Source organism: Microbacterium sp. RURRCA19A (genome assembly GCF_900156455.1).
GTDB lineage: Bacteria > Actinomycetota > Actinomycetes > Actinomycetales > Microbacteriaceae > Microbacterium.
The window spans coordinates 1,588,472-1,606,871 of record NZ_FTNQ01000001.1 but is presented as its reverse complement, the minus strand read 5'-3'; the positions used below and the strand labels follow the sequence as shown (position 1 = coordinate 1,606,871).

Here is an 18,400-nt window from a genome sequence, read left to right as displayed (position 1 = left end):
GGGCGTGACCTCCCGCGACAATGGAGGTATGACCACCGCGACACTGCTCGTCACCGACGTCGAGAACCTCGGCGACGTCGTCGCCCACCTGCGCGCCGCCGCCGCGGATCTCGGCTGCGGGCTCACCGTTCGCACGCTCGCCGGCGACGAGGTCGACGAATCCGACGCGGCGGCCGCCGCCCGTCGGGATCGCGAACGCAAGCGTCTGCCCATCCCGGTGCGCGTCGACCTGCACGCCCTGTCGGACGGGCCTGTGGATGCCGAAGCCGTTCTGCGCGGTGCGCGGGCGCGGGGACTCCGGGGCGGTGCGACCGTCGACGAGGTGCGGCACACGGGCAAGCGCTGACGACGCGGACGCGCGCGACTCAGCGAGACGAGCGCGCGGTACGGCCCCGGACGATCCCGACAAACGTCTCCACGTCCTCCGTCGTCGCGTCGCGCCGCCACGCGAGCGCGACGGTCGACACGGGGCCGTCGGCGAGCACCCGGTACTCCACGTCGCGGCGCTGGTTCGCCCGCGCGAGCGACATCGGCACGATCACGACGCCGACCCCCGCGGCCACGGTCGCGATCGCGTCGGCGGTGTCGGCCGGGGGCGCGAACGTCGGGGCGACGGCATCCGCGATCCGCGCGCCGAGCACATCGTCGGCGGGGACGATCACGACCTCACCGGCGAGATCGGCGGCGGCGATCTCCTCGTCGGCCGCGGTCAGGGCCGATTCGGTCGACATGACGACGACGGGGAGCTCGTCGTACAAGGGAATGACGTGCAGGTCGTCGGCGGCGTCGATCGGGAGGCGGACGAGAGCCGCATCCACGTCGTCGAGCGCGCTGCGCTGTGTGGAGACCGCGATCTCGCGCAGGTCGAGAGTCACGTGCGGCATCCGGTCGCGCCACACGCCGATCCACTTGCCCGGCGTCGCGCCCGGAACCGCGCCGAGGGTGAATGTGCGGGCGAGGTCGGCGGCCGGCGTCGACGGCGGGCGAGGCACTCGGACCGCGGCGTTCTTGCGCGCCGGGGCGGGCTTACGCGCCGGAGCGGGCTTGCGCGCCGACGACCCGGACCGCGGGCGTCCCGCGCTCCCGCGCGAACCCCGTGATCCGTTCCCGCTCTTCGCCATGCCCCCAGGCTAACGTGGAGGCATGCTCGGCATCCTGGCGCTCGTCTTCGCGGGGCTCGCGGCCCTCCTCCACGTCTACATCTTCGTGCTGGAGAGCGTGCGCTGGTCGCACCCGAGCGTCTGGCGCATCTTCGGCCTCACCTCGCAGGAGGCGGCCGACACGACCAAGCCCATGGCGTACAACCAGGGGTTCTACAACCTCTTCCTCGCGATCGGCGCGGGCATCGGCGTGGTGCTCTGGGCCGTCAACGGTGTCGGCGACGTCGCCGGACGGACCCTGCTGCTCTTCGCTCTCGGCTCCATGCTCGCCGCAGCCCTCGTGCTCATCACCTCGGGTCGGAAGTACCTGCGTCCCGCCGTCATCCAGGGCACGCTCCCGCTCATCGGCTTCGTTCTCACGCTGCTGGCCTGACTTCTCGACGTCGAGGGAATCGCCGTCGGAAATCTCGACGTCGAAGAATCCTCGGGCGGGAAATTGCTCGACGTCGAACCGAATTCGGGGTGATTCTTCTCGACGTCGAAGCACTTTCCGCCGCGGAAAAGGCGAAACCCGCACGTTCCGAAGAACGTGCGGGTCGTGGATGCCTCGAGGCGGGTTCCTCAGGCCGCCAGGCGAAGACCTCGTCGGTCCGTCGCGACGGCTTCGCCGTCGTTGATGACCTCGTCGTCCCCGATGAGCGAGCCGACCGCCACGCGGGCGTTCGATCCCACCTGCGTGCGGACGCCGATGTGCGCGCCGGCGCCGATCACCGCGCCCGAGCAGATGTGCGCGTGCGGCTCGATGTGCGCCTCCGGCCCGATGACGGCATCCGACTCGATCCAGGCGCCGCGGCCCACACGGACACCGGCCGCGATCTGCACTCCGGGTTCGACGTACGCGCCGTTCTCCACCAGTGCCGACGGGTGGACCTTCGCGCCGTGCGCGACGAGTCCACGACCGTTGACGTGCTTGCGGTAACGCAGCGTCTCGCCGTGGTCGTTCTCGATGTCGATGTAGTTCTTTCCCACGATCCCCTCCGATCGGCTCTCGGGTGAGCCGACTTGTGTGACAACCGATGCGGGTGCGTTCTCATTCCCGTGCATGGTTGTTCGGCGCGGACGCCCCGGCGGATTCCCGCCGGATCACGGTATTTTCCGTTGCGCCGGTTTATCTCAGACCGTTGTCGCATGCTCGTGTATCCGGAGACGGCGGGTTGACAGCGAGGAGGAAATGTCTCACTGTTCCCGCGCGGTCGCACCCGCTGCGAATCGCCCTCGCGGGGCCCGCGCGCTGAGTCATCCGGGCTGGCAGGTGGGGCACCAGAACACGTTGCGCTCGCTCGTCGCCGACGCGCCCAGCGTGGTCGCCCGGATGGGGGTTCCGCAACGCCGGCACGGCGCCCCATCGCGGCCGTAGACCCACGTGCGACGGCCGGGGCGGCTGTCGCCGGTGAACGTGCGCTCGGGCCGCGGCAGATTGGCGTGGATCATGCGGTGGCCCAGCGCGATCGTCGCCGCCACGTCGATCTCGTTCGCGGGTGTCGTCGGCGCGATCCCGCGGACGAACAGCAGCTCGTTCGCGTACACGTTGCCGAAACCCGCGACGTTGCGTTGATCGAGCAACGCGACGTGCGCGGCGCGGGAGTCGGCCGACACCCGGCGGACGGCTTCGGCCTCGTTCCAATCGGGGCCCAGGAGGTCGGGCCCCAGGTGCCCCACGACCCGGTCCTCGTCGGAAGTCGGCAGCACCTCGACCATCGCCAGGTCGAACCCGACGGTGTCGACCCCGGTGACGCCGACGATCGCCCGGGCCTTGAACGCCGGCCGCCGCCATCGCTCGCCCGGGCGATACACGTCCCAACGTCCCTCCATCTTGAGGTGCGAGTGGAGCGTGTGGTCGCCGATCCGCTCGAGCAGGTGCTTGCCGCGCGCGACGACCTCGTGCACGGTCTCGCCGCGCAGATCGGCGGTCGCGCTGCCGGGAACGCGGATGTCGAATCTGGTCACCTCACGGCCCGCGAGCGCGGCGGAGAGCTTCGCGGCCGCGCGATGGACGGTGTCGCCCTCAGGCACGGGCCGCCTCGCGCAGGCTGTCGCCGGCGGTGAGGCGCCGCAGCGTGAGTCCGCGCGGAGACTCGACGAATCCCGCCTCACGGAGGGCTCGGCCGACTGCCGTGCCGTAGACGAACTCGCCGTTGACCTGCTCGACGGTGAGGGTGTCGAGGCGCCGGCGCCGCGAGGTCCCGGCCAGATCGCGCGCGGCGGCCTGCAGCCGTGCCTCGTCGTCGGAGAAGGCGAGGGCGCTGCGCCCGCCGCGTTCGAGGTACAGCGTCAACTCGCCGTCGACGAGCACGACGAGGCCGCCCGCCTTCCGCCCCGGGCGGTGGGTCACCCCCTCCAGCGCCGGCCAGCCGAGCGCCGCCCCGTAAGGGTTCGCCGGATCGGTCGCCGCGAGCGTGACGGTCCGCAGCGGCGGCGGGTCGGCGACCGCGGCGAACTCGCGCAGCCGGTCGACGGTGGCGGACGCCGCGAACTGCGCGGCACCGAGCTTCTCGATCACGTACCCGCGGCGACAGTGCCCGGCCTCCTCGAAGCCGGCGAGGATGCGGTACACCTGTGCGAAGCCCCCCGGCACCCCCTCGGACTGCACGGCGCCGCGCGTGACGACGCCGTACCGGTCGAGGAGCAGACTCGCCGTCGCGGTCGCCCGCGCCGCGGCGTCCGGTTCGCGATCGGGGAGGAGCGACCAGCGCCCGCCCAGCGACGGTGGACGGGGAGCGGAAGTCGGCCGCGGCAGGGTCGCTCCGCGGTACATGCGGGCTCGCGGGGCGCGCCGGGCGACCCGGTGCGCCTGACCGCCTCCGCCGAGCAACGACCGCACCGGTGCGAAGGTGTCGTTCGTGATGCGTCCCGCCCACGTGAGCGCCCACAGCGCGTCGTTGACGGACTGCTCGTTCTCCGCGCCCGTGAGCTGCTTCAGCTGCGCCGCGAAGTAGGCACCGCCCCCCTCGAGCGCCGCCAGCAGTCGGGCTTCGAGCGAGTCGGGGGCGGGATCTTCCGGATCGTCGGGATCCTGCAGCGTGAAGGGCGCGGCCTCGGCGGGATGCAGGGCGATCCACCCGTCCCGGCCCGGGAGCGTGCCGTGCCCCGACCACACGACCTCGCCGGTCGCGGTCAGCTCGTCGAGCAGCGCCGGGGTGTAGTCCGCCACGCGTGAGGGCAGCACGAGCGATTCCCACGCGCTCGCCGGGATCGGCACGCCCGCGAGCTGTTCGACCACCGCCAGCACTCCGTCGATGCCCTCCAGGGGCCGCGTGAGGTGCTGCCACACGGGCAGGAACCGGGCGTACGCCGACGGCGGCACGGGCTCGACGCTGCCGCGGATCGCCGCGAGCGAGCGCATCCGCAGCCGCCGAAGGACTTCGGTGTCGCACCACTCGGTGTCGTCGCCACGCCCGCCGGCCGCCTCGGGGAGGAAGAAGCCGCTCGCCAACCGCCCCTGCGACTCCAGGCGCTGCAACGTGAGACGGGCGACGGCGACCCCGACGCCGAGACGCTCGGCCACCGCGTCGGTCGTGAACGGCCCGTGCGTGCGCGCGAAGCGGGCCACGAGGTCGCCCAGCGGGTCGGCCACCGGCTCGAGGAACGCGTTCGGGATGCCGACCGGGAGCGCCGCGCCGAGGGCGTCGCGCAGGCGCCCGGCGTCCTCGATGCCCGCGACGCGCGAGACGCCCGCGATCGTGACCGGGATGGCACGCCGTTCCTCGACCAGCGCCCGCAGATGGGCCGAAGCCTCGGTCGGCGACTCCCCCTCGAGACGGGCCGCGACCTCCGTGGCATCCAGAGGTCCGAGGAGACGCAGGAGGTCGGCCACGCCCTCGACCCCGCGCGCCCGGCGCTCCGGATCGAGGCGCTGCGCCTCGCGCTCGAACTGCGCGATGACGTCGGGATCGAGCAGCTCGCGCATCTCGACCTTGCCGAGCAGCTCACTCAGCAGCGCGGGGTCGACCGACAGTGCGGCCGCGCGCCGCTCGGCGAGCGGCGAGTCGCCCTCGTACATGAACGCGCCAACGTACCCGAACAGCAGGTCGCGCGCGTACGGCGAGGGCTGGCTGGTGGTCGTCTCGACCAGGCGGATGCGCCGCTCGCCGATCTGCCGGGCCACGCGCAGGAGGGCGGGGAGGTCGTAGACGTCTTGCAGCACCTCGCGCAGGGTCTCGAGGATGATCGGGAACGACGGATGCCGCCGAGCCACCTCGAGCAGTTGAGCCGAGCGCTGGCGCTGCTGCCAGAGCGGTGATCGGCGGTTCGGGTTCAGACGCGGCAGCAGCAGGGCGCGGGCAGCGCACTCGCGGAACCGCGACGCGAAGAGCGCCGAGCCCCCGACCTCGTCGGTGACGATCTGCTCGAGCTCGTCGGGCTCGAAGACGAAGAGGTCGGCCCCCGGAGGTTCGGCCGCGGCATCCGGAACCCGCGCGATGATGCCGTCATCGCTCGCGACGGCGGCCCCCTCGACGCCCAGGCGTTCGCGGATCCGCGCGTTCACCGCGAGCGCCCACGGCGAGTGCACCTGCATGCCGTAGGGCGAGTGCAGGATGATGCGCCAGTCGCCGACCTCGTCGCGGCTGCGCTCGACGGTCAGCGTGCGGTCGGTGGGGAGACTGCCGGTGGCCTCACGCTGCTCGGCGAGGTAGGCGAGGAGATTGGTGATCGCGTTGTCGTCGAGGCCGGATTCACGGAGGCGCTCCTCGGCCTTCGCGCGGTCGGCTCCGGCGATGTCGCGCGAGAACTTGCCCAGCGCCTCGCCGAGCTCGGCGGGCCGGCCGAGGCCGTCGCCATGCCAGAACGGCAGCTTCCCGGGCTGCCCGAAGGCGGGGAGCACGTTCACGCGGTCGTGGGTGATCTCGACGATGCGCCAGCTCGTCGTGCCGAGGGTGAAGACGTCGTTGACGCGCGACTCGTAGACCATCTCTTCGTCGAGTTCGCCGACGCGGGCGTTCTGCGACTCGCCCGCGACGAAGACGCCGAACAGGCCGCGATCGGGGATCGTGCCGCCGCTCGTGACGGCGACCCGCTGCGCGCCGGGGCGCCCGGTGAGCGTGCCCGCGTCGCGGTCCCACACGAGCCGTGGGCGGAGCTCGGCGAACTCGTCCGACGGGTAGCGGCCGGCGAGAAGGTCGAGCGTTGCCTCGTACGCCGACCGCGGGAGCGAGCGGAACGGCGCGCTGCGCTTGACCGTCTCGAACCACTCCTCGACGTCGATCGACCCGAGGGCGCAGGCGGCCACCGTCTGCTGAGCAAGGATGTCGAGCGGGTTCTGGGGAACCGAGATCGCCTCGATCTTGCCCGACAGCATCCGTTCGGTGACCACGGCGGTGTGCAGGACGTCGCTGCGGTGCTTGGGGAACAGCGCGGCGCGGCTGACCTCGCCGACCTGGTGCCCGGCCCGGCCGACGCGCTGGAGACCGGATGCCGCGCTCGGCGGTGCCTCGACCTGGATGACGAGGTCAACCGCACCCATGTCGATACCGAGCTCGAGGCTGCTCGTGGCGACGACGCAGCGGAGTGTGCCCGACTTCAGCTCGTCTTCGACCTGGGCGCGCTGCTCCTTCGACACGGAGCCGTGGTGGGCCTTCGCGAGAATCGCGGCGACCCCGGCGGACGATCCGGCCTGCGCCATCGTGGCCGCCGGAACCGTCGGCTCGGGCACGTCGATGCCCTGCCGTTCGGCGTAGATCTCGTTGAGGCGACCGGTCAGCCGCTCGGCGAGGCGGCGGGAGTTGGCGAAGACGATCGTCGAACGGCGCTCGAGGATGCGGTCGACGATCGCCTCTTCGACGTGCGGCCACACGGATCCGGACATCTCGGTGCTCTCGGGCCGCTCGGAGAACCACTCGCCGTCGGCCGCCTCGTCGGGCGCCGGGGAGCCCGGTAGGGGTGGCGGGTTGAGCATGTCGTCGACCGGCACCACGACCGACAGGTCGAACGCCTTGGTCGCCCGCGGCGCGACGATGTCGACCGGCTGCGCGCCGCCGAGGAATCGGGCGACCTCGTCGATCGGACGCACGGTGGCGGAGAGCCCGATGCGCTGGGCGGGGGCGTCGAGCAGCGCATCGAGCCGCTCGAGGCTCACCGCGAGGTGCGCGCCGCGCTTGGTCGCGGCGACCGCGTGCACCTCGTCGATGATGACGGTGTGGACGCCGCGCAGGGTCTCGGCGGCCTGGCTCGTCAGCATCAGGTACAGCGACTCGGGCGTCGTGATGAGGATGTCGGGCGGATCGGTGACGAGCTTGCGACGATCGCTCGACGTGGTGTCGCCCGACCGCACCCCGACCGTGACCGCGGGGACCTCGATGCCCAGTCGCCGCGCGGACTGGCCGATGCCCACGAGCGGCGATCGCAGGTTGCGCTCCACGTCGACGCCGAGAGCCTTCAGCGGCGAGATGTACAGGATGCGGGTGCGCGTGGGCGTCTTCTTCGCGCCGCGGCGCGGGGGAGTGGCATCCGGGACCTCGGGCGCCTTCTCGCGGAACACCCGGTCGATCGCGAACAGGAAGGCCGAGAGCGTCTTGCCGGATCCGGTGGGCGCGACCACGAGGGCATTGCGGCCGGAGGCCACGGACTCCCACGCGCCCTTCTGGGCGGTGGTGGGCGCCGAGAACGCACCGCGGAACCAGTCCTGCGTCGCAGGACCGAATCTGTCGAGCACGTCGGCCATGCCGACATCTTCTCCCGGACCTCCGACATCGCGGGCGGGTTGACGTTCGCTGGTCGCGGAACCGTCAGTCCCGCGCGGCGAGGCGCGCGTCGAGGAACGCTCGGACGTCGGCGAGCTCTTCTTCCGACACCGAATGGGTCAGCCCCGGGTACACGCGACCCGTCAGCTCGCTGTGGGTCGGCAGCCACTGCGCCGTCATGTCGACGAGGTGCGGCGGGATCACGTCGTCACGCGACCCGCGCCCCCAGAACACCGGCGGCCGGCGTTCGGCGAGGACCGCGTCGCCCGGCAACTCGCCGCCCGCGGCGTACCCGGCCAGGACGACCGCGAACTGCACCGCCTCGGGCGCGACCCGCAGCGTCTGGATCGCGACCGCGCCGCCCTGCGAGAAGCCGAGGAGCCCGACGGGGCGGCCCCCGAGATGCTCGGCGATCCAGGCGAGCAGCGCCTCCGCCGCGAGGGTGACCGCGTCGGGATCGCGGCCGTTCAATCCCTCGATCGGGTACCAGGACGCCCCGGGCGTCGGCCACGGAGGCGTGAGTGGTGCGCGCACGCTCGCGACCGCGACCTCGGCCGGCAAGTAGGGCAGGAGGCCGAACAGATCGTGCTCGTCGGCCGCGTACCCGTGCAGCAGGAGGAGCACCGGACGCTCGCCGATCTCGGCCGGCGGCACCGACCAGCGGACGGCGGACGGGTCGAGGGTCGGGCGCTCGCTCATGCGGCCATTGTGGCAAAGCCCTCCGACACGGGCACGGCGGGGTCGACCGCGGTGGCGACCGGAGGATGTTCGGCGCAGGGAGGACGCAAGCGGCGCCGCGGATCCTCCGCTCCCCGAATGTCCTCCCGCGACCGTGTCTCCGACCTCGCCGGGCTCGACCGCGGCGCCTCCCGCGTAGGCATCCCCGCGGACCGTTGATATACAGGGAGCATGCCTGTGCGCACACCCGACCCCGAACCCGGCGACAACGGCGACGAGCGCGAGTCGCTCTCGGCGTCCTTCTCGGGCGCGCCCGCGAGCCCCGGCCCGAACACCAACCCGGCGTGGCTGAGCGAGGTCGAGCTCGCCGAGGCGCGTCGGCGGCTGCCGATGCTGTACGTCGAGGCGTTGCCGGTGCGCACCGACGGCATGGGCGCGGTGACCCAGGTCGGCATCCTGTTGCGGGCGACTCCGCTGGGTGAGATGACCCGCACGCTCGTGTCCGGTCGCGTGCGCTACGGCGAGACCGTGCGCGACGCGCTGTTCCGCCACGTCGAGAACGACCTCGGACCCATGGCCTTCCCCCTCCTCCCGCCCCAGCCCGCTCCGTTCACGGTCGCCGAGTACTTCCCCCTGCCCGGGATGAGCGCGTTCCACGACGACCGTCAGCACGCGGTGTCGCTGGCCTTCGTGGTCCCGGTCACCGGTACGTGCGAGCCGCGACAGGACGCGCTCGAGGTCACCTGGCTCTCGCCCGAGGAGGCGGCATCCGATGCCCTCTCGGCGGAGATGGAGGGCGGCCGCGGCACGCTCATCCGTCTGGGGCTGGCGTCGGTGGGCGCGCTGCGCTGACCCTCGCCGGATCCGGATGCCGATGGACACCTCCCTCGTCGATCTCGCGATCGCGTTGCCCGTCGTCCTGGCGTTGGCCGGGCTGATCGCCCTGCTGCTGCGGCGGGTGTTCGGGCCCGCGCGGTCGCTGAGCACGCCCACCATGACGGTCATCGGGGTGCTGGGCGTGAGCGTCGGGCTGCTGCTGTCGGCGTGGGTCGGCGGCGCGGCCCGTCTGTGGGTGCCCACGACGATCCTGTTCTCGGTCGGTGCGAGCATCGGCCTGTCGGCGATCGTGGCCGCGGTGGTCGCCGCGGCCCGGCGCGACGGCGGCGACATCGACGTCGCGGCGCTGCTGCGCGCGGGGGAGTCGGACCGGGTCGAGTTCAAGGAGACCGCGCGCTGGAACGTCCGCGAGAACCGCAAGGACGCGCGCATGGAGATCGCGATCGCGAAATCCGTCGCGGCGTTCCTGAACTCGCGCGGCGGAACCCTGGTGATCGGTGCCGACGACGCCGGCGCGCCGATCGGACTCGACCGCGATCTCGCGACGTTGCGCACCGCCGACCACGACCGGTTCGAGCTGTGGCTGCGCGACATGCTCTCGACCGCCCTCGGCCGCAACGCGGCCGCTCAACCGCGCATCGTGTTCGCGTCCGTCGGCGAGGATCGACCCGCGGTGTGCGTCGTCGTGTGCCGCCCGGCTCCGCGGCCGGTCTTCCTGACCCAGCCGAAGGACGGCGGCTCCGCGACCGACCTCTGGGTGCGCGTGGGCAACTCGAGCCGGGCGCTGGGCGTCGACGAGGCCGTCGAATACGTCTCTCGACACTGGCGGCCGTCGCCGTCGACGCTCGTTCTCGGCCGCCCCTCGGCGCGCTGACCGTCGCTCCCGCCGCGCGGGACCCGACGGCTCAGCGCGTGGTCTCGCGGGCGATCGCGGCGATGAACGCGTCGATGTCGGCCTCGGTCGTGTCGAACGAGCACATCCAGCGGACCTCGCGGCGCGCCTCGTCCCAGTCGTAGAAGCGGAAGCTCTCGCGCAGGCGATCGGCCACGCCCTCGGGGAGGGTCGCGAAGACCCCGTTCGCCTGCGTCGGCTGCGTGAACTCGACGCCGCGGATCGAGCCATCCGCGAGGCCCGCCTCGACACCCGCGCGCAGGCGCTGGGCCATGGCGTTGGAGTGCCGGGCGTTGCGCAGCCACAGGTCGTCCTCGAGCAGAGCGACCAGCTGGGCCGACACGAACCGCATCTTGCTGGAGAGCTGCATGTCGAGCTTGCGCAGGTAGGTGAGACCGGTGGATGCCGCGGGGTCGAGCACCACGATCGCCTCGCCGATCATGGCCCCGTTCTTGGTGCCGCCGAAGCTGAGGACGTCGACGCCGGCGTCGCGCGTGAACGCGCGCAGCGGCAGGTCGAGGGCGGCGGCGGCATTCGAGATGCGGGCGCCGTCCATGTGCAGGCGCATGCCGCGGGCGTGCGCGTGGTCGGCCAGGGCCCGGATCTCGTCCACGGTGTAGAGCGTGCCGAGCTCGGTCGACTGGGTGATCGACACGACCAGCGGCTGTGCGCGGTGCTCATCACCCCAGCCCCAGGCCTCGCGGTCGACGAGCTCGGGGGTGAGCTTGCCGTCGTCGGTCGGAACCGTGAGCAGCTTGATGCCGCCGACGCGCTCGGGGGCTCCGCCCTCATCGACGTTGATGTGCGCGGTGGATGCCGAGATCACGGCGCCCCAGCGGGGGAGCATCGACTGGAGCCCGACCACGTTCGCCCCGGTGCCGTTGAAGACGGGGTAGGCCTCGACGCCGTCGCCCAGGAGACCCGTGAACAGCTCCTGCAGGCGCGCCGTGTAGACGTCCTCGCCGTAGGCGACCTGGTGGCCCTCGTTGGCGGATGCGATGGCGGCCAGCACGTCGGGGTGGATGCCGGAATAGTTGTCGGATGCGAAGCCGCGGACGGCGGTGTCATGCAGGGGGGTCACCCCTCCAGCGTAGTCACCGGGGATGCCGTCGACGCCGGGGCACTGGCCGATGTCGGAGGCGGTCGCTAGCGTGTGCCGCATGATAGAGACGCCCCCGTCCGCCCCCGCCGCCACGGCGCGCGGAGCCGACGGTCGTCGCGCCTTCCTGGGCGTCCTCGTCAACACCGCCGCCGCCAATGTGACCACGAGCTATCTGTGGTTCGCGCTGACGTTCTGGGTGTACCTCGAGACCCGGTCGGTGCTCGCGACGGGCATCATCGGCGGCGCGTACATGCTGCTGCTGGCGGTGTTCGCGATGCTCTTCGGCACGATCGTCGACCGGCATCGCAAACACCGCGTCATGGTGGTGTCGGGCATCGTCACGCTCCTGGCCTTCCTCGTCGCCGGCGCTCTGTGGCTGGCGTTCCCCGAGAGTGCGCTGCTCGACCTCGGCGGCCCCTGGTTCTGGATCTTCTCGGGGGTCGTGCTCGGCGGCGCGGTCATCGAGAACATGCGCAACATCGCGCTGTCGACGACGGTGACGCTCCTGGTCCCGGAGGATCGCCGGGCCAACGCCAACGGTCTCGTCGGCACGGTGCAGGGGCTGTCGTTCGTGGTCACGAGCGTGTTCAGCGGACTCTCGGTCGGCCAGCTCGGGATGGGGTGGACGCTGGCGATCGCGATCGTCCTTACCCTGGCCGCCCTCGCGCATCTGCTCACGATCCGGATCCCGGAGGAGCGCCCGCAGGCTCCGAGCGAACGGCTCCCCGTCGTCGATGTGCGCGGCGCGATCCGGGCCGTTCGCGCCTCTCCCGGTCTGTTCGCGCTGCTGATCTTCTCGACGTTCAACAACCTCATCGGCGGCGTCTATCTCGCCCTCATGGACCCGTACGGACTCCAACTGTTCACGGTCGAGGGCTGGGGGCTGGTCCTCGGCGTCACCGCCACGGGGTTCATCATCGGCGGGGCGCTCGTGGCGAAGTTCGGGCTGGGGCGCAACCCGATCCGCACCATGCTCCTGATCGTGATCGCCATGGGCGCTCTCGGAGCCGCCTTCACGCTCCGCGACTGGTGGTGGCTGTACGTCGCGGGCATCTGGGCGTACATGGCGCTCATCCCCGCGGTCGAGGCCGCCGAGCAGACCGTCATCCAGAAGGTCGTCCCCTTCGAAACGCAGGGGCGTGTCTTCGGCTTCGCCGCCGCGTTCGAATCGGCCTCGGCCCCGATCACCGCATTCCTCATCGCCCCGATCGCCCAGTTCGCGATCATCCCCTACATGGACGGCGCCGACGGCAGGGCGACCTGGGGGTGGCTCCTCGGCGACGGGATCGGGCGGGGGATCGCGCTCGTCTTCTTGTTCGCGGGGCTCGTGATGGTCGTCGTCGGCGCGGCGGCATTCCTCACACGCTCGTACCGGGTGCTGTCCCGGCAGTACCAGCAGGAGCGGCTCGGTGACGCCATAGCGCCGGCCACGGCACCCGGGCCGGAGGACGAAGCCTCGTCGCTCGCCGCGCGCGCCGGAGGGATTCCGGATGCGGCGGCATCCACGTTCCCCGCCCCTTCGGCGCCGCCGTCCGACCCCTCGCGCTGACCGCGCGGCCTCACGCCCCGGCGAGCTCGATGGTGACGTCGTTGATGTCCTCCGCCGGGTCGCCCCACAACCCGAGGAAGGCGAGGGCGAGGGCGTCCTCGAGTCCGGCCAGGCTCTTCACGCGGAACACCACCGCCGCGGCCGACGGCGCGGTCCCGGCATCCCTCGCCGACTTCGCGAACCCCTGGGCGACGGCGCGTGTCCACGCCTCGCTGGCGGCCTTGACCGCGGCGTAGTTGGCCTCGCCCGCGAGGGGGCGGGCGACGGAGGTGGACGACACGATCGCCAGGCGGCCGGCATCCGACGCGCGGAGGTCGGCGTCGAACGCGCGGGTGACGTTGCGCAGCGCCGTGAGGGAGTTCAGCAGGAAGACGAAGTCCTCATCGCTCTGACCGGCCAGGCCTCCACCGCCACGCCACCCCCCGACGAGATGCAGGATGCCGTCGACCCCGCCGTGCGCGGCGCGAACCCGCTCGCGGAGGGCCGCCACGGCATCCGGATCGGTGAGGTCGCATCGCTCGGTGACGACGCCCGGGATCTCGGCGGCGACGGATGCCAATCGTCCGGCGTCGGAGCCGATCACGATCGCCGTCTGGCCCGCCGTCCGAAGGGCGCGTGCGACGCTGCGCCCCGCCGTGCTCGTGCCGCCGGCGAGCAATACCGTCCGGCCTTCGACGCCCGTGTCCATGCCGTCTCCTCCGTGGTTCGGTCGGGTCGACGCGGTCGTGCGGCGACGTTCCCTCGTGCGGACATCGTGTCCGACGCGCCGTCCCGAACGCCACCCCCGCGGCGTGTCGGCCGCAGACTCCGCACGACGGCCGGCCGGGGCGGACCGGGGCGTCCGCTCAGTCCCGGCCGGTGATGCCCTCGGTCGAGGCGATGACGGGGCGCATCTTCTTCTCCAGCGCCTCGAAGAACATCGACAGCGGGAACTCGTCGTCGAGCACCGCGTCGGTGTACCCCTTCGGGAGCCCGGCGAGCACCTCGTCCGACAGTCCGCGCGCCCACACCGAGGCCGGGTGCGGGGTCACGACCGAACGGACGAGGTCGTACGCAGCCAGCCAGTGCGCGGTCTTCGGGCGGTCGATCGAGCGCCAGTACAGCTCGTCGATCTCGTCGGCCAGCGCCACCACGGCGGCCGGTACCTCGTCCCAGTCGAACGCGAGAGACGTGTCGGTCCAGTGCAGCACCCGGCGCTGGTGGAGCCACGCGAACAGCAGCTGGCCGCCGAGGCCGTCGTAGTTGCGCACGCGCGAGCCGGTGATGGCGAAGCGGAAGATGCGGTCGAAGATCACCGCGTACTGCACGAGCTCGGCGTGCTCGAGCATCGCCTGCTCGGCGGCATCCAGGTCTTTCCGGGCCGACAGACGCTTCTGGATCTCGACGCACTCGCGGAACGCGGTGAGGTCGCAGCGCAGTTCCTCGAGCGAGTACAGGAAGAACGGCATCCGCTGCTTGATCATGAACGGGTCGAACGGCAGGTCGCCGCGCATGTGGGTGCGGTCGTGGATGATGTCCCACATCACGAACGTCTGCTCCGTCAGCGACTGATCGTCGAGCATGCGGGCGGCGGCGGCCGGCAGCTCCAGCTTGGTGATCTCCGCGGCGGCGCGGGTCACGCGACGGTAGCGCGCGGCTTCGCGGTCCTGGAAGATCGCGCCCCACGTGAACGTCGGGACTTCGCGCATGGCGACCGTCTCGGGGAACAGCACCGCCGAGTTCGTGTCGTAGCCCGGCGTGAAGTCGACCAGGCGGAGCGACACGAACAGGCGGTTGGTGTACTCGGTCTCGAGCCGCGCGATGAACTCGGGCCAGATGACCTCCACGAGGACCGCCTCGACGTGGCGCTCGCGCGAGCCGTTCTGCGTGTACATCGGGAACACGACGAGGTGACGGATGCCGTCGACCCGGTGCTCCTGGGGCTGGAAGGCCACGAGCGAGTCCAGGAAGTCGGGGACGCCGAAGCCGCCGTCGCGCCACCGCTCGAAGTCGCCGACGGACGCGCGGAGGTAGGCGTCGTCGTGGGGGAACAGGGGGGCGAGCGCGGCGATCGCGTCGATGATCTCGGCCACGAGCGCCGCGGCGCGAGCGTGGTCGGACGACTCGGGGACGGAGCCGTCGGCCGCCTGCAGGCTCTGCAGTTCGACCGCGGCATCCTTCAGCTGCGCCCATCCCGGGGAGAGTTCGACGGTGGCCACGGTGTGCCCGTAGAGCAGATCGTGCGCGGAACGCGCGGGCATTGCGAGGGTCATGGTGGCCTCCGATCGATCAGGCGGGAAATTATCCGGTCAAAACGCAATGCTAACGGAAAACTTACGGACCCTGCCAGAGGTGAGCCCCGGAATCCTGCTACTGTCGGCGCATGTCCGACGGTTCCGTTCGCCGCGCCCGGCTCGACGACACCGTCGATGCGGCCATCGTGCGCGAGATCTCCCTCGACGCCCGCGCGACGCTCGCCCATCTGTCCGAGAAAGTGGGACTGTCGGTGTCGGCCGTGCAATCGCGTCTGCGCCGGCTGGAGGCGCGGGGGATCGTCCGCGGCTATCGCCCGGTCCTCGACGCCGAGGCCCTCGGCCGCCCCCTGGCCGCCTTCGTCGAGATCACGCCGCTGGATCCCGCGCAGCCCGACAACGCCCCGGAACTCCTCGCGCACCTGAGCGCCATCGAGGCGTGCCACTCCGTCGCCGGCGACGCCGCCTACATGCTGTTCGTCCGGGTCCCCACGCCGCGCGACCTCGAGACGCTCATCCGGGACATCCGTGCGGCCGCCCAGGTCAACACGCGCACCACGATCGTGCTGCAGACCTTCTTCGAGGCTCGTCCCATCGAACCCGCGGACTTCCCCGCCTAAGTCCCCCCACCCCCACCCCCGCCCCCGCCCCGGCCGAGCGTCGAGTGTCCAGAACACGCGGATGCCGAGGCCGCTCATCCGCGTGTTCTGGACACTGGACGGAGGGGTCGACGGGCCCCGCGCGAATACATCGTGGGATGGATGCCGCCGCGCGCGGTGCCGCGTAGCGTGACGGGGATGCGCATCGCCCTGCGTCCCCTCTTCCGGTACCAGCTGGTCGTCGACCTCGTCGCGGCCGGTCTCTTCGGGCTGCTGTCGTTCCTCATCGAGCTGGATCCGGGAAACGTCCTCGGCAACGTCGGCGCGCTCGTCGTGGTCGCGCTCTTCTCCACGGCCCTCGCTCTCCGGCGCCTTCAGCCCGGTGCCGCGCTGCTCCTGGCGTGGATCGCGGCGATCGTGCAGATGTCGCTGCAGCGTGACCCGAGCCCGGTCGACCTGGTGGCCTACGCCGTGCTGTACACGGCCGCGGCGTACGGAACCCGTCGCGTGTACTGGGCGGGATTCGCCTCGACCGTCGTCGGTGCCGTGATCGTCACCGCCTACCTGACGGTGCGGGCCGGACGTGACGTCTTCGTCCCCACCTTCGACACTCTCGCGATCGTGCTCGTCGCGGGCTTCGCGTTCCTCCTCTCCTGGGGCTCGGGAACCCTCGCGCGGACGACCCGGCGGGCGGCCGCGAACGCCGCCGCGCAACGCGCGGCCGAAGAGGCCACGATCGCGGAGCAGGAGCGGGTGCGCATCGCCCGCGACATGCACGACGTCGTCGCGCACTCTCTCGCGGTGGTGATCGCCCAGGCCGACGGGGCGCGGTACGCCGCCGCGCAGGACCCCGAGGCGGCGACGCGCGCCCTCTCCACGATCTCGACCACGGCCCGCGCGGCCCTCGGCGACGTGCGACTGCTCCTCCAGCAGCTGCGGCACAGCCAGGCCGACGGGCCGCAGCCGACGCTGGCCGACCTCGAGTCGCTGTACGCCCAGGTCCGCGCGGCGGGGGTCGACCTGCAGACCACGGTCGATCCGGCACCCGCCGCGGAGCCGCCGACGGCCATCCAACTCGCGGTGTACCGCATCCTGCAGGAGGCGCTGACGAACGCCCTCCGACACGGTGGCGACCGTCGTGTGGCGGTGCGCTTCGCGTGGCATCCGGATCGCGTCGATCTCACCGTGCGCAACCGCCTCGCCGACACCCCCTCGCTCACGGGGGGAGGGCACGGGGTCATCGGCATGCGCGAGCGCGCGCAGCTCGCCGGCGGCACCTTGTCGGCGCAGCCCGAGTCCCGCGACTTCATCGTCCGCGCGAGCCTGCCGCTGGGGGCGACGTCATGAGCGCGGCGGCAGGGCAGAGTGGATGCCATCCCGCCCCCGCTCCTCGGAAGGACCCGCCCCGATGACCTCGCCGATCCGCATCGTGCTCGTCGACGACCAGGCGCTGTTCCGCGCCGGCATCCGGATGGTGCTGGATTCGCAGCCCGATCTGGAGGTCGTCGGCGAGGCATCCGACGGACGCGAGGGCGTCGACGTCGTCCGGGCGACACGCCCCGACGTCGTGCTCATGGACGTCCGGATGCCGGTCATGGACGGTCTCACCGCGACCGCGGAGATCCTTCGCGAACCCGCGGCCCCGCGCGTCGTGGTCCTGACGACGTTCGACCTCGACGAGGCCGCGGCCCGGGCGATCCAGCACGGCGCGAGCGGCTTCCTGCTGAAGGACTCCGACCCGGAGTTCCTGCTGTCCGCAGTGCGGACGGTGCACGCCGGCTCGGCGGTGATCGCCGCTCAAGCGACCCGCGACCTGTTCGCCCACATCGCCCAGGGTGGGGCGATCGATCCGGTGCCGGCCACGTACGGTGCCCTCACCGATCGCGAGCGCGAGATCTTCGCCCTGGCCGCGGCGGGACTCAGCAACGCCGAGATCGCCGCGCGCGAATTCCTGTCGGAAGCGACGGTGAAGACGCACGTCAGTCGTATCCTCACCAAACTCGCGCTGCGCGACCGTGTTCAGCTCGTCGTGTTCGCGTACCGCCACGGGCTGGTCTGAGCGCGGCGCGCGGCGGGGTGTCGCAGCACAACCTCGGTGATTCGCCGTCGGTCAGTGGCATCCGCCCGGATCGGACCGAGGTCGTGCGGATCGCGGAGGCTGCGCCGGGTGCGGCTCAGTCCTCCGCGAGTTCCGGGTCGTGCGCCCAGGTGGGCGCCAGCGCGCGGATGCGCGCCGCGCGCCACTGCCACATCGTCCACAGGCCCGGCCACAGCGCGGGGGCGGCGGCGCCGCCGATCGTGAGACGTTCCCGCCACAGCGTCCGGGTCGGGTCTCCGGGCACCGCCGAGACCGCCATCTGGTGGTCCCAGACGTCCAGTGCCGCGAGCGGGCCGGTGAGCGGCACGCCCCAGTCGCGGAACACACGCACGCGGCCGTTGCCGTCGGCGGTCTCGCGGTCGGCGACCGAGATGAGCTGGCGACCCACGGGGAACACCCCCGCCGCCCGCATCTGCACCGGGACGTCGTCCCCGGACGAGAACGACGTCGGAGCCTCCTCGAGGGTCTCGACCGCCAGCAGCGGACCGTACAGTTCCGCGACCGCACGCGGCGAGTGCAGGGCCCGCCACGCGGCATCCGGATCGCAGTCGATCTCGAACTTCAGCAGAATGCGCAT

At 72.0% G+C, this 18,400-nt stretch carries 17 protein-coding genes; 8 read left to right on the top strand and 9 right to left on the bottom strand.

From position 1 onward, the window contains the following. Window positions 1-28: 28 nt before the first annotated feature. Window positions 29-346, top strand: coding sequence for a hypothetical protein (locus BW982_RS07715; RefSeq protein WP_076491554.1), 318 nt, complete (start codon window positions 29-31; stop codon window positions 344-346). A gap of 19 nt (window positions 347-365) precedes the next feature. On the opposite strand, the gene BW982_RS07710 is transcribed toward BW982_RS07715, so the two are convergent. Next, on the bottom strand, window positions 366-1,121 hold the full coding sequence (locus BW982_RS07710) for a LysR substrate-binding domain-containing protein (protein WP_076491551.1): 756 nt from the start codon (window positions 1,119-1,121) through the stop codon (window positions 366-368). Window positions 1,122-1,143: 22 nt separating this feature from the next. Here BW982_RS07710 and BW982_RS07705 point away from each other — a divergent pair, with 22 nt between their 5' ends. Continuing rightward, window positions 1,144-1,533, top strand: a complete 390-nt coding sequence (locus BW982_RS07705) for a DUF1304 domain-containing protein (RefSeq protein WP_076491548.1) — start codon at window positions 1,144-1,146, stop codon at window positions 1,531-1,533. A 188-nt stretch (window positions 1,534-1,721) separates the two neighbouring features. On the opposite strand, the gene BW982_RS07700 is transcribed toward BW982_RS07705, so the two are convergent. The 4 genes from BW982_RS07700 to BW982_RS07685 form a co-directional block, all read right to left on the bottom strand. Continuing rightward, a complete protein-coding gene (locus BW982_RS07700; protein WP_076491546.1) occupies window positions 1,722-2,129 on the bottom strand; it encodes a transferase in 408 nt (135 codons plus the stop codon). Window positions 2,130-2,396: 267 nt separating this feature from the next. Next, window positions 2,397-3,173 (bottom strand): DNA-formamidopyrimidine glycosylase family protein, encoded by a 777-nt coding sequence (locus tag BW982_RS07695; RefSeq protein WP_076491543.1) that lies wholly within the window; start codon window positions 3,171-3,173, stop codon window positions 2,397-2,399. Then, window positions 3,166-7,818, bottom strand: a complete 4,653-nt coding sequence (locus BW982_RS07690) for an ATP-dependent helicase (RefSeq protein ID WP_076491541.1) — start codon at window positions 7,816-7,818, stop codon at window positions 3,166-3,168. The genes BW982_RS07695 and BW982_RS07690 overlap by 8 nt, the downstream gene beginning before the upstream one ends. A gap of 64 nt (window positions 7,819-7,882) precedes the next feature. Continuing rightward, the gene (locus BW982_RS07685) at window positions 7,883-8,536 is read right to left on the bottom strand and encodes an alpha/beta hydrolase (protein ID WP_076491538.1); all 654 of its coding nucleotides are present in this window, start codon (window positions 8,534-8,536) and stop codon (window positions 7,883-7,885) included. A 210-nt stretch (window positions 8,537-8,746) separates the two neighbouring features. On the opposite strand from BW982_RS07685, the gene BW982_RS07680 reads away from it, so the two are divergent. Together BW982_RS07680 and BW982_RS07675 are read left to right on the top strand one after the other, a co-directional pair. Continuing rightward, the gene (locus BW982_RS07680; RefSeq protein ID WP_076491535.1) at window positions 8,747-9,367 is read left to right on the top strand and encodes an NUDIX hydrolase family protein; all 621 of its coding nucleotides are present in this window, start codon (window positions 8,747-8,749) and stop codon (window positions 9,365-9,367) included. Window positions 9,368-9,389: 22 nt separating this feature from the next. Beyond that, window positions 9,390-10,226 carry an AlbA family DNA-binding domain-containing protein gene (locus tag BW982_RS07675; RefSeq protein ID WP_076491532.1) on the top strand — a complete coding sequence of 279 codons (837 nt, stop codon included), beginning with the start codon at window positions 9,390-9,392 and terminating at the stop codon, window positions 10,224-10,226. 31 nt (window positions 10,227-10,257) lie between these two features. Here BW982_RS07675 and BW982_RS07670 read toward each other — a convergent pair whose 3' ends face one another. Further along, window positions 10,258-11,325: a threonine aldolase family protein gene (locus BW982_RS07670; protein ID WP_076491529.1), complete on the bottom strand. Its 1,068-nt coding sequence runs from the start codon at window positions 11,323-11,325 to the stop codon at window positions 10,258-10,260. A 79-nt stretch (window positions 11,326-11,404) separates the two neighbouring features. Here BW982_RS07670 and BW982_RS07665 point away from each other — a divergent pair, with 79 nt between their 5' ends. Then, window positions 11,405-12,895 (top strand): MFS transporter, encoded by a 1,491-nt coding sequence (locus BW982_RS07665; RefSeq protein ID WP_083696554.1) that lies wholly within the window; start codon window positions 11,405-11,407, stop codon window positions 12,893-12,895. Window positions 12,896-12,905: 10 nt separating this feature from the next. Here the strand turns inward: BW982_RS07665 and BW982_RS07660 are convergent, their stop codons facing one another. Further along, window positions 12,906-13,583 (bottom strand): SDR family NAD(P)-dependent oxidoreductase, encoded by a 678-nt coding sequence (locus BW982_RS07660; RefSeq protein WP_076491526.1) that lies wholly within the window; start codon window positions 13,581-13,583, stop codon window positions 12,906-12,908. A gap of 157 nt (window positions 13,584-13,740) precedes the next feature. Further along, the gene (locus BW982_RS07655) at window positions 13,741-15,147 is read right to left on the bottom strand and encodes a DUF6421 family protein (RefSeq protein ID WP_139327352.1); all 1,407 of its coding nucleotides are present in this window, start codon (window positions 15,145-15,147) and stop codon (window positions 13,741-13,743) included. Window positions 15,148-15,257: 110 nt separating this feature from the next. On the opposite strand from BW982_RS07655, the gene BW982_RS07650 reads away from it, so the two are divergent. The 3 genes from BW982_RS07650 (at window position 15,258) to BW982_RS07640 (ending at window position 17,784) form a co-directional block, all read left to right on the top strand. Beyond that, window positions 15,258-15,746, top strand: a complete 489-nt coding sequence (locus tag BW982_RS07650; protein WP_076491520.1) for an Lrp/AsnC family transcriptional regulator — start codon at window positions 15,258-15,260, stop codon at window positions 15,744-15,746. 177 nt (window positions 15,747-15,923) lie between these two features. Further along, on the top strand, window positions 15,924-17,072 hold the full coding sequence (locus BW982_RS07645; protein ID WP_254845537.1) for a sensor histidine kinase: 1,149 nt from the start codon (window positions 15,924-15,926) through the stop codon (window positions 17,070-17,072). Between the two features lie 61 nt (window positions 17,073-17,133). Then, on the top strand, window positions 17,134-17,784 hold the full coding sequence (locus BW982_RS07640; RefSeq protein WP_076491516.1) for a response regulator: 651 nt from the start codon (window positions 17,134-17,136) through the stop codon (window positions 17,782-17,784). A gap of 115 nt (window positions 17,785-17,899) precedes the next feature. Here BW982_RS07640 and BW982_RS07635 read toward each other — a convergent pair whose 3' ends face one another. Beyond that, complete coding sequence (locus BW982_RS07635; protein WP_076491513.1) at window positions 17,900-18,400, bottom strand: hypothetical protein; 501 nt, start codon at window positions 18,398-18,400, stop codon at window positions 17,900-17,902.